Here is a 15,128-nt window from a genome sequence, read left to right on the forward strand (position 1 = left end):
AACTTGCTTGCCTTATGTATATTAATGACAGTTATAAATATGTAAACTAAAATCTTGCGAGCGTTCTCATGCACTTGGTCGTACTGGTGACCAACACCGACGAAAGCGAATTTGCCCAAAGGCACCCCAAGGACGGGGAGAAATTCACGGATCTGATTCTGATGGCCCGCCCGGACTGGCGCACGTCTGTCTTTTCGGTGAAGGACGGGGAATTCCCGCAGGATCTGTCAGCTTATGACGGCGCAATGATCACCGGCAGCCCGGCCTCGGTCCGCTCCAATGCGCCCTGGATCACACAGTTGCTGGCACTGATCCGCACCGCCCATCATTCAAAAATCCCGCTATTCGGCGCCTGCTTCGGCCATCAGGCCATCGCTTTGGCCCTCGGCGGCACTCTCGATCACAACCCCAATGGATGGGTGCACGGGCTGACCCGCAACCGCTTGCTTCACCGCCCGGACTGGGCCGTTTCCCTGCCGGAGGAGGTCAAACTCTATGGTTCCCACTGCGAATGCGTCAGTGCATTGCCGGCGGGTGCAGCACCGCTCAGCGAAAGCGGCGGCATGAACACAGGCTTCACCCTTGGCCGCCACATTTTCACGACTCAGCACCATCCTGAGATGAGTCATGATTTCATCCTGGCATTGTGCGACGAAATGCGGGACGAACTGGGCCCGGCTGCCTTTGCCCGCGCCTTGGACAGCCTGGCGCAAAAGTCAGATCAGCTATCCTTTGCAGACAGCCTCGCCTGTTTCTTCGAGCAAGCCGCGCAGCGCTGACCCTGCGGCTTCTTTCTGGTCCAAAATACCCGCGCCGCAGGCACGGGGCCGCAAGGCCCCGTTCAGCACCGTTTCAGCCCAGCGCCGCCAGCAGGTCCATCACCGTCACTTGATCAAACTGCACATGCTGGATCATTGCGGCTTCAGCACCCTCGCGGTCATGGGCAAAGATCAGCCCGGCAATCTCCCTGTGCTCTTTGGCCGACTGCGCAATGGCGCCGGGATAGCGGTAGCGCGCCCGGTAGTAGGCCATCAGCTTGCGGGCATTGGTCTTGATCAGCTCGACCAGAAACGGGTTTCCGGAGCCCTCGGCCACACAGGCATGAAACCGCAGGTTCAGCTGGTAGTAGCCCGCCGGATCGCCGTCGCCCTTCTCAGCCGCATGTTCTTCACAGGCGGCAACCACGGCCTCCAGTTCCCTTGCCTGCGCCGGGGATAACCGCCGGGCCGCCAGAGCCGCCGCCTGCCCTTCCAGCCGGGCATGCACTTCCAGAATGGCCAGGAATTCCTCCAGCGTCGGCTTGAACAGCACCGCTCCCTTGCGCGGCAGCCGCTTGATCAGGCCAATGGCTTCCAGCTGAATGAAGGCTTCGCGCACCGGGGTTCGGGACACGCCGTGGCGCTCCACCAGCTCGCTTTCCTCCAGAGGCGCGCCGGGCACAAGGCGGCCCGCCTCGATATCCTGAAGGATTGCGTTCAGAACCTGTTCCGTCTGCCCAGCCATGGCGCCGCCTTTGATGCGTTTCCGGCCAATTTATGAGGCTGCCTGCAATTTGGCAACGCGGGTAAGGGGCGCTGCCCCCGCCCTTGCGGGCTCCCCCGGAGTATTGGCGCAAAGGTGAAATTGCAGAGCGCTTACTGAGGCACCCGCCCGCGGTACTTCTCCGTCAGCTCCGGCGCAACCTCGTCCGCCTCGTAGACGCCCAGCAAGATCCCCTTGCGCCCCGACTTGCCGCGGCGCGCCTTGATCTGCGCATCCGAAAGGGTGATCCGCTGCGACATCCGGAGACCCCATTCCTGCAGCCGGTCGTACATCAGGTCAATGACCTCCTGATACCCGCCCCCCTTGGCCAGATCCACCAGCTCATCCGGATCGTTTTCCAGGTCAAACAGCATCGGCCGCAATCCGCCCTCGGCGTGCATGAACTTCCAGCGCTTGTCGGTCACCATGAAAAGGCGCGCGTCTTTCGGCTCCAGCCCCAGTTTTTCGCACAGCGGCATGGTGGAGTAGTCGAACTCGGCAATGGCATAGTCCCGCCACGCCGGGTTTTCCCCGCGCAGGAACGGCATTAGCGAGCGCCCTTCCAGGATATGCGGCGCAGGCTCGCCGCCTGCAACCTCAAGGAACGTCGGCAGCAGGTCGATTGCCTCCACCAGCTCATCGCAGGTTGTGCCGCGGGTGCTGTCAGCTTCGGCGCGCGGGTCATAGATGATCAGCGGCACCTTGATTGACGGCTCGTGGAACAGGTTCTTTTCCCCCAGCCAGTGATCCCCCAGGTAGTCGCCGTGATCCGAGGTCACCACGATCATCGTGTCCTGCATCCGGCCGGTGTCCTCCAGCCAGCTGAACAGGCGGCCCATCTGGTCGTCAGCCTGCTTGATCAGCCCCATATAGGCAGGGATCACCTTGTCCCGCACCTCATCGCGGCTGAAAGTCTTGCCGATCTGGTTGTTCATCATGCCATCAAAGACAGGATGCGCGTCTTCGCGCTCCGCCTCCGAGCGCACCACCTGCAGCACGTGCTCCGGCCCGTACATGCCGTGATAGGGCGCGGGCACAATATAGGGCCAATGCGGCTTGATGTAACTGAGGTGCGCGCACCAGGGACCATCGGCCTGTTCGATGAACGCCATCGCCTGGGAAGTGAGCCAAGGCGTTTCGCTGTCTTCTTCGGCAATATTGGCAGGCTTGTCCGCATTGACCATGAACCAGCCGGAAGCGATGTCATTTCCCTCGATCCCGGCATTGGCAAAATCGTTCCAAGGGTTTTCACCTGGGTAGCCCTTGCCTTTCAGGTATTCGTTGTAAGGGCTGCGCTTGCCGTCATAAAAACCGTCAGGCCCTTCCGCCCACAGCCCGTCATCGCGCACATAGGGGTCAAATCCGCACTCGGACTGGCGCACCCCGATCACGCTGTCCGGCGCCAGCCCCAACCGTTCCATGCCATCTGCATCCGCAACCATATGAGTTTTGCCGATCAGGTGGCAGCCCATGCCGGCCTTGCGCAGATGGTCGCCCATCGTCCACTCGCCGACACGCAAGGGGTAGCTGTTGAACTGCACCCCATGGCTAGAAGGGTAACGGCCGGTATAGCTGGACATCCGCGAGGAGCCGCAAGTTGGCGATTGCACGTAAGCCCGGGTAAATCGCATCCCCTTGGCAGCCAGCGCATCGATATGCGGCGTGTGCAGATGCGGATGGCCTGCGCAGCTCAGATAGTCGAACCGCAGCTGGTCGAACATGATGTAAAGAATGTTCATTGGCCCCTCCCGCTCAGCGCACTCTCCCGGCATATCCGCATTAATAAACAAGTGAAGCAATTTTGGCGAGCCGGTATTCTTGACCGCCCAGCAGCAATGGCAGAATGATAGCGCTCTGCATTTTCAATTCATCCGTTGCCATCATGCCCGATCCCGCCTCATCCGCCATTATCCGGCCCGCAGAAAGCAAGGACTGTTCCAGCCTTGCAGCCCTGTCTATCGAAGTATGGCTGGCCACCTACCTGCGGGAGGGCGTCAGCGGCTTTTTTGCTGATTACGTGCTTGGCCACTATACGCCCAATCATTTTGCCGCAGCGCTGAACGACCCGTCGGAACGCCTGCTGGTATCGCAAAACAAGGCCGGCATTGACGGATACATCCGTATCACCAACGGCAAACCGCACCCGGCCGGCGGAGAGTCGCAGACGGAAATTTCGACACTTTATGTCCAGCCCCGGCACCATGGAAATGGCCTGGGAAGATCCCTGCTGGAAGCCGGACTGCAGCTGTGCCGGACAAACGGCTGGGACGCCCCCTGGCTTACTGCCAATTCAGAGAACAAAAGCGCCATCGCCTTTTACTGCCGCCATGGGTTCGAACGGGCAGGCAGCACCCATTTCCGGATTCAGGACTCGCAATACCCGAATGACATCCTCCAATACCGCGGGGCATGACCCGCGCGGGATCTCCAGCACCGGGGCTCTCCCGCCCGCCGTCAGCCTTTTCTGGCGAAAGACTTCCGCCCGTTGGGCCTGGCGCCGCGCTTTGCGCGGCGCCAGGCCCAACGGGAGCGGGGGCATTTCAAATGCACCTGCGACGGGCGGGAGCACCCGGTCTCTTCAATCCCGCGTCTCCGGCGACAGGGACTCAATTTCCAGCAGCAGATCTCCCGTCTGAACCTGGGTGCCCGCCTGCGCTGCAATACTGACGACACGGCCTTCGGCAGCGGCCCGGATTTCGTGCTGCATCTTCATGGCTTCCAGCACTGCCAACCGGCTGCCCGCGGCGACTTCACAGCCCTCGGAGACGCTGATTTCCAGCAAGGTGCCGTGCATCGGAGCAGAAACCCGGCCTGTTTGCTCCTGCGGGTCCGCCGCCGTGCCCGCCGGCATTTCAGCCAAACTGAAAATCCGCACGCCGGTGGCTGCATAGTGTCTTCCCCTCTTGAGCTGCCACGCTTTTAGTTCCGCCAGCTCTCCATCCACCCGCCAGCCGTCACCGCCATCCGTTACAATGTGCCGGTCCTCTCCAGCAGAAACAGATACCGTGTTCCCGGCTCCACTGACGCTGGCAACAACAGTCTTGCCGTTCCAGGCAAGGCTGAACCGCGCCGTGAGCATCCCCCGGTTCGACCAGCCGAGCAATTCACCGGCCGTGCCGCCGGCCAGAGCAGCAAAGCGTGTTTGGCGCGCCCGGTGCAAAAGCGCTGCGCCCAGTGCGAAACAGCGGCTGGACCGGTCTTCCTGCAGCCCCTCCGGAAAATTCCGGGGAATGAAGTCCGTAACCGCCCCGCCAGCCGCAAATTCCGGGTGCGCCAGCACCTGCAGCAAAAAGTCCCGGTTGCACACAGGCCCGAACAGCACACAGTCCCGCAACGCCGCAGCCAGCCGGTGCCGGGCTTCTTCGCGGGTGCGCCCGCGGGCGATCACCTTCGCCAGCAACGGGTCGTAGTGCGGCGAAACTTCCTGCCCTGCTGCAATGCCATCATCGACCCGGACCTCTTCGCCGGCAGGAGGCCGCCACTCTTCAACCCGCCCGGCCTGAGGCAGGAAGCCTTGCGCAGGGTCTTCTGCATAAAGCCGGGCCTCGATGGCATGACCGGACAGCCGGACATCATGCTGTGCCACACCCAAAGGCTCGCCGCGGGCCGCGCGGATCTGCATTTCGACCAGGTCCAGGCCGGTGATCATCTCGGTCACCGGATGCTCAACCTGCAAGCGGGTGTTCATCTCCAGGAAATAAAACGTTCCATCCTGGTCCAGCAGAAATTCGACGGTGCCCGCGCCCTGGTAGCCAATGGCTTTGGCTGCTGCCACGGCCGCCGCCCCCATCCGGGCCCGCAGGTCTTCATCCACAGCCGGACAGGGCGCTTCTTCGACCACCTTTTGATGGCGGCGCTGGACTGAACAATCCCGCTCACCGAGATGGATCACCGTGCCATGAGCGTCGCCAAGCACCTGCACCTCCACATGGCGCGGGCGCTGCAGGGCGCGCTCCAGTATCACCGCCTCTGAGCCAAAGGCCGGCAGCGCCTCGCCGCGCGCCAGTTCCAATGCGGCGCGGAAATCCGCAGCACGCTCCACCAGCCGCATCCCCTTGCCGCCGCCGCCGGCAGCCGCCTTGATCATCAGCGGAAAACCGATCCGGCCGGCTTCTGCTGCCAGCTCATCCGCCGCCTGTTCGGCGCCCTCGTATCCGGCTATGCATGGCACGCCCGCATCGATCATCTTACGCTTGGCAGCTGCCTTGTCTCCCATCAGGGCGATTGCCTCGGGCGGCGGCCCTATGAAGACAAGCCCCGCCTGGACGCAGGCCCGGGCAAACGCCGCGTTCTCCGACAGGAAACCATAGCCCGGATGCACTGCCCCGGCACCTGCCCCGCGCGCCGCCTCGATCAGTTTTTCTATCGACAGATAGCTGTCTGCCGCCGGGCCTTCGCCGATCCGCACCGCACGATCCGCAAAGGCAACATGCGGGCTTTCGGCATCCGGGTCCGTAAAGACGGCTACACATTTCAACCCCATTGCCCGCGCCGTGCGCATCACCCGCAGCGCAATCTCGCCGCGGTTGGCCACCAAGATGGTGTCGAAACTGCCCACGCCCGCCCCCATCAGATCCGCGCCACCCCAAAGCTGTTCGGGTTAAGGCTCCGCGCCCGGGCCTCCAGGCAGGTCTGCAGGCAGAAGCCGATCACATTGCGGGTGTCGCGCGGGTCGATCATTCCCATATCCAGCACCCGGCCCGAGGTATAAAACGCATCCGACTGCCCATCGAAATGCGCCGCGATCTTCTCACGCTGCGCTGCCAGCCGGGCTTCGTCTACCTCCGCCCCTTTGCGTTCCGCACCGCGTCTGGCCACCTGTTCCATGGTCAGCGCCGCCTGTTCTCCGCCCATTACCCCGGTCATCGCGTTGGGCCAAGTGAACAGGAAGTCGGCGCCAAAGGCATAGCCGCACATGCCATAGTTCCCGGCCCCGAAACTGGCGCCGGTGTACAAGGAGATCTTCGGCACCCGGATATTGGTCACCGCCTGGATCATTTTGGCGCCATGCTTGATCATCCCTGCCCGCTCGGAAGCAGTGCCGACCATGTAGCCAGTGGTGTTGCTCAGGAACACAACCGGCGTGCCGGCCTGATCCATCGCCTGCAGAAAATGGGTGGCCTTGGCGGCGCCATCCGGGTCCAGCGGCCCGTTGTTGCCAAGGATTGCCACAGCCTGCCCCATGATCCGCGCATGCAAACAGACCGTGGCCGGGCCGAACCCCGGTTTGAACTCGCGCAGTCTGGAACCATCCGCAATCCGCGCAGCAACTTCCCGCATGTCATAGGGCTTGCGATAGTCCACTGGCACGACGCCCGCAATTTCGTCCCCTTTCAGGACCGGAACCTCATACTCCCTTAAAGGCAATGCACAGCAAGCCCAGCCCAGCCCGGCCACCACTTCGCGGGCAAGCTCAATCCCATGCGCGTCATCCTCAGCCAGATATTCGACCAGCCCCGTGACCGCCGCATGCATCTCCGCGCTGCCAAGCTCCGCATCATCAGCCTCCTCGCCGGTCGCGGCCTGAACCAGGGCCGCGCCGGCCAGCATCGCCATGCCGTTTCCCTTAACCCCGATCACATAGTCCGACAGCCCCGGCTGATAGGCACCGCCCGCAGTCGAGGCGCCGTGCAGCACGGTGATCACTGGGATGCCCGCCGCCGACAGCCGCGCGAGCCCGGCGAACATGCCGCCGCCATGCGCCCAAAGCTCCACCGTATAGCGCATCAGGTCCGCACCCGCGCTCTCCACCAGATGAATGAAAGGCAGCTTCTGCTTCTCCGCAACGGCCAGCGCGCCCAGCGCCTTGTCCACCGATTTCTGTGTCATTGCGCCGGCATTGATCCCCGCATCATCGGCAAAGACCATGACCCGCACGCCCTCCACATAGCCGATCCCGAGGATGATCGAGGCACCGGGCACCGAAGTCTCCGGGTCCGGATCATCCACCAGGTAGGAGGCCATGTTGTAGAGTTCCAGAAACGGCATGCCCGGATCCAGCAGGGCCGAGACGCGTTCCCGCGGCGACAGCTGCCCGCGTTTGTCAAAGACCGGGCGCCGTTCTTCGGATTTGGCGGCGGCACGGGCTTCCAGTGCACGCATCCGGTCCACCAGTGCCAGCATGTCTTTGCGGTTTTGCGCGAAACTTCCGCCGGAAGGGCTGATCCTTGTTTCAAAGGCCCGCATCATGTCCTCCCATCAAATCTGCATCCACTTGCACAGGTGCTGCCAGCAGCAGCTGTGCATAGCCCTTGGCCTGCGGATCATTGCGCAGGCTTGACGTGCCGCCGCCGCCCAGCGCCCCGTGCAGCAGAATGTTCATCGACTGGCTGCCCGGCAGGTAGAACCGCTCGAATTCCCCGTCCCAGAAATGCCCGAACACGCTCCGCAAATGCGTCTCATCCAGCGCCGCCCAGATCCAGGGCATGAAGTTTGGCTGACGGGCAATCACCCCGATATTGGCAATATCCCCTTTGTCGCCGCTGCGCGCCCAGGCGAGGCGGATCAGCGGCACCTCAACCGTCTCCTTTGCTGACGGCAAGGCCGGGGGTGCAGGCAGTTCCGGATTGCGGACAGGCACACTGCCGGCCGGCTCAACGGCAACCACTCCCCTGCTGTCCCGCACTGTGGCTTCCACTTGCGCCTTAGGAAGCAAGCTTGAGTGCAGCGCCAGCACCGGCGAAGGCTTGGGCCGAGCCCCCGCAAAGCCACTAAGCCCCGGCGGAGCCGACAAGCCCAGGCCAACGGCTTCTTTGAGGAACAGCCCCACCGCACCGGCATCAGGGTGGCGCACCGCAATCTTGGCCGCAACTTCCCGCGAAGCTCCGCTGTGCCGCAAGGCGCCAAACTGGCTTTCGGCTCCGATCAGTTCAACACTGGTGTGCGTAAATTCCGGAGCGCCCATAGCATCCAGAAGCTTCCGCGCCCGGGCCAGTGCGGCTTCAGCAAACCCCTGCGCCTTTGCCTCGGCATCCAGCCCATAGAAAGTGAAATAGTGCCCGGCGCGGTAACCGTCCTCCCAGGTGACGCAGATCTTGCAGCTCTCCGGCACGCCGAGCCCGCGTGCCCCCGAGACATGCACCCGGTCCGGGCCGGTCCCGGTCAGCACCACGCCGGAAAAGTCGCAGACCACATCCGGCAGCAGATAAGCCTGCGGATCGCCAATCTCGTAAAGCAGCTGCTCTGACACGGTCCCGCGCGAGACTATGCCGCCGGTGTTTGCGGGCTTGGTCACATCAAACGTGCCATCCGCACGGACCCCGGCAATCGGATAGCCAATGCGGGCCATCCCTTCTGCCACCTCTTTCCAGTCAGTGAAATTGCCACCCGTGGCCTGCGGCCCGCACTCCAGTATATGGCCGGCAAGACTTCCGCCCGCCAGTTTATCCAGATCCTCCGACTTCCACCCGAAGTGATGGATGCAGGCGCCCAAAGTCACGGCGCTGTCCACGCACCGGCCGGTGATGACGATATCCGCTCCACGGTCCAAGGCTGCGGCAACGGGAAAGGCGCCTAGATAGGCGTTGATGCTGGCAATCTTCTCCGCCGCCGGAAACGGTGCGCCCGAGAACATGTCCCTGGGCGCCAGCCCGGCCAGGTCCTCCGCGCGATCCAGCAGATCATCACCCTCAACCACCGCCACGTTCAAAGAAAGCCCCTGCGTGGCGATCTCGCGCCGCAATGCATCGGCGCAGGCCCGCGGATTCACGCCTCCGGCGTTTGACACCACCCGCACCCTTTGCCTGGCGATCTCCGCCAGGTTCGGCGCCATCGCCGTCTTCACAAAATCGGTGGCATACCCCGCCTTCCGGTCCTTGGTCCGGGCACGGGCCAGGATCGCCATGGTTATTTCCGCGAGGTAGTCATAGACGAGGAAATCCAGACTGCCGGCTGCCAGCAGCTGCGGCGTGGCCATGGAGGCATCCCCCCAGAAGCCGGCAGCTCCGCCTATGCGCAGGACTTCGGCCATTGAACCTCCTTCCGGCTGCTGCTCCTCTATTGAATATAAGCCAACTCCATGGATTGGCGCTTTCCGATGCTAATCGTGCCGCTCGCTCCGCAGCTCCGGCAACGCTGACCCGGCGTTTGCCACGGCAGAACGCAGCGTCGGCCTGCCAAACGCGTTACAAGTTTTTCAAGCACTATCCATTTCGGTTACATTTAACTTGCCGCGAATCATCTTCCAGCGTATCACCGACCCAACGGTCGGCTTTAAGCCCGCCGGCACCACAGGAGACGCGAACACCCATGGATGCTTTCATCTGCGATGCCACTCGCACCCCGATCGGCCGCTACGGCGGCGCGCTGAGCCAGGTGCGCACCGACGATCTGGCCTCTTTGCCGATTGCAGCGCTGGTTGAGCGTAACCCCGATGTGGACTGGGGTGCGCTGGATGACGTGATCCTGGGCGACGCCAACCAGGCCGGCGAAAGCAACCGCAACGTGGCCCGTATGGCGGCACTGCTGGCAGGGCTGCCGACCTCGGTGCCCGGCACCACCATCAACCGGCTCTGCGCTTCCGGCATGGATGCAGTGGGCATGGCGTCCCGCGGCATCAAGGCAGGCGACTATGACATGGCAATTGCCGGCGGCGTGGAAAGCATGTCGCGCGCACCGTTTGTAATGCCCAAGGCAACCAATGCCTTCACCCGCGCCAATGCGGTCTATGACACCACCATCGGGTGGCGCTTCGTGAATCCGAAGATGGAGAAGATGTACGGCACCGACTCGATGCCGCAGACCGCTGACAACGTCGCCGAAGATTATGGCATCTCCCGCGCCGATCAGGACGCCTTTGCCGCCCGCAGCCAGGCCCGCTGGGCCGCCGCGCATGAGGCCGGCCTGTTCCATGACGAGATCACCCCGGTCACTATCCCCCATCGCAAGGGCGACCCGCTGGTGGTGGACACCGACGAACACCCCCGCCCGGGCACCTCGGCTGAGAAGCTTTCGGGCCTCAAAGGCGTGAACGGCCCGGACAAGAGCGTGACAGCAGGCAATGCCTCCGGCGTCAACGACGGCGCCGCAGCGATCCTGATGGCCAATGAGGCCTCGGCCGCGAAAAACGGTCTGAAACCGATGGCCCGCATCGTCGGCATGGCCGCCGCAGGAGTTGAGCCCCGCATCATGGGCATCGGCCCGGTGCCTGCCACCCGCAAGGTTCTGGCCCGCACCGGCCTCAGCATCGAACAGATGGACGTGATCGAGCTGAACGAGGCCTTTGCCTCCCAGGGCCTAGCCACCCTGCGTGAACTTGGCGTTGCGGACGATGCACCCCATGTTAATCCCAACGGCGGTGCAATCGCACTGGGCCATCCGCTTGGCATGTCCGGCGCCCGGCTGGTGCTGACCGCTGCCTACCAATTGCAGCGCACCGGCGGGCGCTATGCGCTCTGCACCATGTGCGTCGGCGTCGGACAGGGCACCGCCCTGATCCTGGAACGCGTGTAACGAAGTTTACGGAGGTCCCAGACATGTATGCTCAGATGATCAAATCCGAAGCGACCCAGGACGATCCCGAGAAGCTGGCGGCCTTCCAGGCCCGCATCGACGCGGGCGAGAAGATCGAGCCCAAGGACTGGATGCCCGAGGGCTACCGCAAGACGCTGATCCGCCAGATCGGCCAGCACGCCCATTCGGAAATCGTCGGCCAGCTGCCCGAGGGCAACTGGATCACCCGCGCGCCGACATTGGAGCGCAAGGCGATCCTGCTGGCCAAGGTGCAGGATGAGGCAGGCCATGGCCTCTATCTCTACTGCGCAGCAGAAACCCTCGGCGTGTCGCGCGACGAGATCACCGAAATGTTGCTCGACGGGCGTATGAAGTACTCCTCGATCTTCAACTACCCGACGCTGAACTGGGCCGACATCGGCGCGGTGGGCTGGCTGGTCGATGGCGCGGCGATCATGAACCAGGTGCCGCTGCAGCGGACCTCCTTCGGCCCCTACTCCCGCGCAATGATCCGTATCTGCAAGGAAGAGAGCTTCCACCAGCGCCAGGGCTATGACGCCATCCGCAAGATGGCCGAAGGCACGCCCGCGCAGAAGAAGATGGCGCAGGATGCTCTGAACCGCCTCTGGTACCCGTCGCTGATGATGTTCGGGCCTTCGGACAAGGACTCGGTTCATTCCGCCCAGTCGATGGCCTGGAAGATCAAGATGAACACCAACGACGAGCTGCGCCAGAAGTTCGTCGACCAGACCGTGCCGCAGGCCGAATACCTGGGCCTCACCGTCCCCGATCCGGACCTGAAATGGAACGAGGAGCGCGGCCATTACGATTACTCCGACCCGGACTGGAGCGAGTTCTTTGACGTAATCAAAGGCAACGGCCCTTGCAACGTCGACCGCCTCGCCGCCCGCAACAAGGCCTGGGACGACGGCGAATGGGTGCGCGACGGGCTGCTGGCGCATGCCAAAAAGAAAGCCGCGCGCAAGGTGGCCGCGGAATGAAAATGCTGCGTTCCATGCCCATTCTGCAGGTCCGCGATGTCGAGCAATCGGCGCGGTTCTACCAGCAGCTTGGCTTCAAAACCCAAGGCATCTGGGACGACCCGCCGTCCTTTGCAATCGTGCAGCGCGGCCAGGTCAGCCTGGGGCTGGATCGCTCGGAAAGCGGCGAGGTGCCCGCTAACCAATGGTGGGCGGCATATCTCTACGTCGACGATGCGGATGCAGCTCATGCGGAGTTTGCGCAGCTTGACCTGCCGGAAATCACACAGCCCGAAGTCCGTATCTACGGCTGCCGGGACTTTCACATCACCGACCCCGACGGCCACCGGCTGGCCTTCGGACAGGACCTGAACCCTGAGCCATACGGACCCGGCCTGGGCCAGGACAGCAAAGCGGAGGAATGAACATGAAAAACGAATGGCCCCTCTGGGAAATCTTCATCCGCGGCCAGCACGGCATGAGCCACCGCCACGTAGGCTCCCTGCATGCGCCTGACGCCGAGATGGCGATAAAGAACGCCCGCGACGTCTATACCCGCCGCAATGAGGGCGTGTCGATCTGGGTGGTTGAGGCGAACAACATCTCCGCCTCCTCGCCCAGCGACAAGGGTCCGCTGTATGAGCCGTCGGAGAGCAAGGTCTACCGCCACCCGACCTTCTTCGACATCCCCGACGAAGTGGGGGCGATGTAATGGCCTGCGAAGACGCATTCACCCAGTTCCTGCTGCGGATGGGGGACAACACCCTGATCCTCGGCCACCGGGTCAGCGAATGGTGCGGCCATGCGCCGGTGCTGGAAGAGGACATCGCACTCGCCAACACCGCGCTGGACCTGATCGGCCAGACCCAGATGTGGCTGGGGCTTGCGGCAGAGGTGCAAGGGGAAGGAAAATCCGCCGACGACCTCGCCTTCCTGCGCGACGCCTGGGATTTCCGCAACGTGCTGCTGATGGAAGTGCCGAACGGCGACTTCGGCCGCACCCTGATGCGCCAGTTCCTGTTCGACGCCTGGCATTCGATCCAGCTGGGCCGGCTGATGAAATCCTCGGACGACCGGGTTGCCGCGATTGCCGAGAAAGCCTCGAAAGAAGTGGCCTATCACCTGGAGCGCTCTGCTGACACCGTGGTGGGCCTGGGCGACGGCACCGAGGAAAGCCACCGCCGGATGCAGGAGGCTCTGGACTACCTGTGGCCCTACATTGGCGAGATGTTCCAATCCGACGAGACCGACGCCGAGATGGTGAAGGCTGGCATTGCCCCCGACCCGGCCTCGCTGCGCGAGGAATACGACACGCTGGTCTCGCGGGTGCTGACGGAGGCCACGCTGACCATCCCGGAAAGCCGCTTTGCCCATAAGGGCGGGCGCACCGGTGCAATGCACACCGAACACCTGGGGCATCTGCTGACCCAGATGCAATGGCTGCAGCGCGCCTATCCAGGCGCCAAGTGGTAAGGCAGCACATAGAACACTGAGGGCTGGCCCCGGCCTCGGGTGGGGGTGAAGCCCCCTCCCGTGGGGGAGGTCGGGGCTGCCCGGCCTATCGTCCGGGCGGAGCAGCCGAAGAGGAAACCCGCATGAGCCAAGTGACAACTCAGCCAACTGTGGAGCAGATCTGGGACTGGCTCGACGCCGTACCGGACCCGGAAATCCCGGTGATCTCGCTGGTGGATCTAGGCATCATCCGCGATGTGGCTTGGGAGGGCGGAACTTTGGTGGTCACCGTCACCCCGACTTACTCCGGCTGCCCCGCCACCTCGGTGATCGCCATGGACATCGAAACCGCCCTGCGGGACCGCGGGATCATTGATCTGAACCTGAAGACACAGATTTCGCCGGCCTGGACCACAGATTGGCTGTCCGAGAAGGGCCGCACCAGACTGGAGGCTTACGGCATCGCGCCGCCCCAGCCCGCTGGCGGGCCGGAAAAATGCCCGCACTGCGGCAGCAAAGATGTCACCCGTGTGAGCCAGTTCGGCTCCACCCCCTGCAAGGCCCACTGGCGCTGCCAGGACTGCCTGGAACCCTTTGATTATTTCAAGTGCATCTGAGGAGACCCTGATGGCGCGCTTTCACGATCTTGAAGTCACCGACGTCCGCAAGACCATCCGCGATGCGGTAGTTGTCACCCTGAAGCCCGTGAACGGCGCGGCTGAGGAGTTCGATTTCACCCAAGGCCAGTACCTGACCTTCCGCCGCGATTTCGACGGCGAGGAGCTGCGCCGCAGCTACTCGATCTGCGCAGGCACTGGCGAAGGCATCCTGCAGGTCGGCATCAAGCGTGTCGACGGCGGTGCTTTTTCCACTTGGGCCAATACCGAGCTGAAGGCCGGCGACACCCTGCAGGCGATGCCGCCGATGGGCACGTTTTTCACTCCGCTCGATGGGGCGGCCGAGAAGCACTATCTAGGATTTGCCGGCGGTTCCGGCATCACGCCTGTGCTCTCAATCCTCAAGACCACGCTGGCGGCGGAGCCGGCCTCCTCCTTCACGCTGGTCTACGCCAACAAAGGCGTAAACACGATCATGTTCCGCGAGGAGCTGGAAGATCTGAAGAACCTCTACATGGGCCGATTCAACGTGATCCATGTGCTGGAGTCGGATGCGCAGGAAATCGACCTGTTCACAGGGCTGGTCACTGAGGAAAAATGCGCCCAGTTGTTTGAACACTGGATCGACATCCAATCAGTCGACACCGCCTTTATCTGCGGCCCCGAGCCGATGATGCTGGGCATCGCAGCGGCACTGCGAAGCGCCGGCCTGGACGACAGCCAGATCAAGTTCGAACTCTTCGCCTCCGCCCAGCCGGGCCGCGCCAAGCGCAAGGCCTCGGCCGCAGATGCGGCCAGCAGCGCCAACCAGACCAAGGCGGCCATCACTCTGGACGGCGCCACCCAGACGATCGAGATGGGCAAGGACATGACCCTGCTGGATGCGGCACTGGAAAACGCAATGGACGCGCCTTACGCCTGCAAGGCCGGGGTCTGCTCCACATGCCGCTGCAAGGTTCTGGAAGGCGAAGTCGAGATGGTCGCCAACCACGCGCTGGAGGATTACGAGGTCGAGAAGGGCTATGTGCTGTCCTGCCAGGCCTATCCGGTCACCGACAGCGTGGTGGTCGACTACGATCAGTAAGGACAAACCAACCGGCTATTTTCA

The 15,128-nt window shown here is 63.1% G+C and carries 14 protein-coding genes; 9 read left to right on the forward strand and 5 right to left on the reverse strand.

The window, feature by feature from the left end; genetic code table 11:
• Positions 1-68: 68 nt before the first annotated feature.
• Positions 69-779 (forward strand): type 1 glutamine amidotransferase, encoded by a 711-nt coding sequence (locus RA20_RS16125; protein WP_039130954.1) that lies wholly within the window; start codon positions 69-71, stop codon positions 777-779.
• A gap of 73 nt (positions 780-852) precedes the next feature.
• Here RA20_RS16125 and RA20_RS16130 read toward each other — a convergent pair whose 3' ends face one another.
• Together RA20_RS16130 and RA20_RS16135 are read right to left on the reverse strand one after the other, a co-directional pair.
• Entirely contained in the window at positions 853-1,503 is a 651-nt protein-coding gene (locus RA20_RS16130) for a GntR family transcriptional regulator (RefSeq protein WP_039130957.1), read from the reverse strand.
• Positions 1,504-1,634: 131 nt separating this feature from the next.
• A complete protein-coding gene (locus RA20_RS16135; RefSeq protein WP_039130959.1) occupies positions 1,635-3,260 on the reverse strand; it encodes a sulfatase-like hydrolase/transferase in 1,626 nt (541 codons plus the stop codon).
• A 143-nt stretch (positions 3,261-3,403) separates the two neighbouring features.
• Here RA20_RS16135 and RA20_RS16140 point away from each other — a divergent pair, with 143 nt between their 5' ends.
• Positions 3,404-3,934 (forward strand): GNAT family N-acetyltransferase, encoded by a 531-nt coding sequence (locus tag RA20_RS16140; RefSeq protein WP_039131155.1) that lies wholly within the window; start codon positions 3,404-3,406, stop codon positions 3,932-3,934.
• Between the two features lie 165 nt (positions 3,935-4,099).
• On the opposite strand, the gene RA20_RS16145 is transcribed toward RA20_RS16140, so the two are convergent.
• From RA20_RS16145 to RA20_RS16155, 3 genes are read right to left on the reverse strand one after another with little or no spacing between them, the layout of a single operon-like run.
• Positions 4,100-6,079: an acetyl/propionyl/methylcrotonyl-CoA carboxylase subunit alpha gene (locus tag RA20_RS16145; RefSeq protein WP_082018035.1), complete on the reverse strand. Its 1,980-nt coding sequence runs from the start codon at positions 6,077-6,079 to the stop codon at positions 4,100-4,102.
• Positions 6,080-6,090: 11 nt separating this feature from the next.
• A complete protein-coding gene (locus RA20_RS16150; RefSeq protein ID WP_039130963.1) occupies positions 6,091-7,707 on the reverse strand; it encodes an acyl-CoA carboxylase subunit beta in 1,617 nt (538 codons plus the stop codon).
• Positions 7,694-9,490, reverse strand: coding sequence for an acyclic terpene utilization AtuA family protein (locus tag RA20_RS16155; RefSeq protein WP_039130966.1), 1,797 nt, complete (start codon positions 9,488-9,490; stop codon positions 7,694-7,696). The genes RA20_RS16150 and RA20_RS16155 overlap by 14 nt, the downstream gene beginning before the upstream one ends.
• 278 nt (positions 9,491-9,768) lie before the next feature.
• Here RA20_RS16155 and pcaF point away from each other — a divergent pair, with 278 nt between their 5' ends.
• The 7 genes from pcaF to paaE all read left to right on the forward strand — a co-directional run bounded on the left by pcaF (position 9,769) and on the right by paaE (position 15,104).
• A complete protein-coding gene (gene pcaF, locus RA20_RS16160; RefSeq protein WP_039130968.1) occupies positions 9,769-10,971 on the forward strand; it encodes a 3-oxoadipyl-CoA thiolase in 1,203 nt (400 codons plus the stop codon).
• A gap of 23 nt (positions 10,972-10,994) precedes the next feature.
• Complete coding sequence (gene paaA / locus RA20_RS16165) at positions 10,995-11,972, forward strand: 1,2-phenylacetyl-CoA epoxidase subunit PaaA (RefSeq protein WP_039130970.1); 978 nt, start codon at positions 10,995-10,997, stop codon at positions 11,970-11,972.
• Positions 11,969-12,376, forward strand: coding sequence for a VOC family protein (locus tag RA20_RS24720; RefSeq protein ID WP_052249032.1), 408 nt, complete (start codon positions 11,969-11,971; stop codon positions 12,374-12,376). The genes paaA and RA20_RS24720 overlap by 4 nt, the downstream gene beginning before the upstream one ends.
• Before the next feature lie 2 nt (positions 12,377-12,378).
• Positions 12,379-12,663: a 1,2-phenylacetyl-CoA epoxidase subunit PaaB gene (gene paaB / locus RA20_RS16175; protein WP_039130972.1), complete on the forward strand. Its 285-nt coding sequence runs from the start codon at positions 12,379-12,381 to the stop codon at positions 12,661-12,663.
• Positions 12,663-13,424: a 1,2-phenylacetyl-CoA epoxidase subunit PaaC gene (gene paaC, locus RA20_RS16180; protein ID WP_039130974.1), complete on the forward strand. Its 762-nt coding sequence runs from the start codon at positions 12,663-12,665 to the stop codon at positions 13,422-13,424. The genes paaB and paaC overlap by 1 nt, the downstream gene beginning before the upstream one ends.
• A 122-nt stretch (positions 13,425-13,546) precedes the next feature.
• Positions 13,547-14,020, forward strand: a complete 474-nt coding sequence (paaD, locus tag RA20_RS16185) for a 1,2-phenylacetyl-CoA epoxidase subunit PaaD (protein WP_039130976.1) — start codon at positions 13,547-13,549, stop codon at positions 14,018-14,020.
• Between the two features lie 10 nt (positions 14,021-14,030).
• Positions 14,031-15,104, forward strand: coding sequence for a 1,2-phenylacetyl-CoA epoxidase subunit PaaE (gene paaE, locus RA20_RS16190; RefSeq protein ID WP_039130978.1), 1,074 nt, complete (start codon positions 14,031-14,033; stop codon positions 15,102-15,104).
• The last annotated feature ends 24 nt before the right edge of the window (positions 15,105-15,128 follow it).

It is taken from the genome of Leisingera sp. ANG-Vp, assembly GCF_000813725.1.
Taxonomy (GTDB): domain Bacteria; phylum Pseudomonadota; class Alphaproteobacteria; order Rhodobacterales; family Rhodobacteraceae; genus Leisingera.

Bases quoted from the DNA above. Each gene is read 5' to 3' on its own strand.
- RA20_RS16125 (WP_039130954.1), top strand. From the start codon at position 69: ATGCACTTGGTCGTACTGGTGACCAACACCGACGAAAGCGAATTTGCC.
- paaE (WP_039130978.1), top strand. From the start codon at position 14,031: ATGGCGCGCTTTCACGATCTTGAAGTCACCGACGTCCGCAAGACCATC.
- pcaF (WP_039130968.1), top strand. From the start codon at position 9,769: ATGGATGCTTTCATCTGCGATGCCACTCGCACCCCGATCGGCCGCTAC.
- RA20_RS16150 (WP_039130963.1), bottom strand. From the start codon at position 7,707: ATGCGGGCCTTTGAAACAAGGATCAGCCCTTCCGGCGGAAGTTTCGCG.
- RA20_RS16135 (WP_039130959.1), bottom strand. From the start codon at position 3,260: ATGAACATTCTTTACATCATGTTCGACCAGCTGCGGTTCGACTATCTG.
- RA20_RS16155 (WP_039130966.1), bottom strand. From the start codon at position 9,490: ATGGCCGAAGTCCTGCGCATAGGCGGAGCTGCCGGCTTCTGGGGGGAT.
- paaD (WP_039130976.1), top strand. From the start codon at position 13,547: ATGAGCCAAGTGACAACTCAGCCAACTGTGGAGCAGATCTGGGACTGG.
- RA20_RS16130 (WP_039130957.1), bottom strand. From the start codon at position 1,503: ATGGCTGGGCAGACGGAACAGGTTCTGAACGCAATCCTTCAGGATATC.
- paaC (WP_039130974.1), top strand. From the start codon at position 12,663: ATGGCCTGCGAAGACGCATTCACCCAGTTCCTGCTGCGGATGGGGGAC.
- paaA (WP_039130970.1), top strand. From the start codon at position 10,995: ATGTATGCTCAGATGATCAAATCCGAAGCGACCCAGGACGATCCCGAG.
- paaB (WP_039130972.1), top strand. From the start codon at position 12,379: ATGAAAAACGAATGGCCCCTCTGGGAAATCTTCATCCGCGGCCAGCAC.
- RA20_RS16140 (WP_039131155.1), top strand. From the start codon at position 3,404: ATGCCCGATCCCGCCTCATCCGCCATTATCCGGCCCGCAGAAAGCAAG.
- RA20_RS24720 (WP_052249032.1), top strand. From the start codon at position 11,969: ATGAAAATGCTGCGTTCCATGCCCATTCTGCAGGTCCGCGATGTCGAG.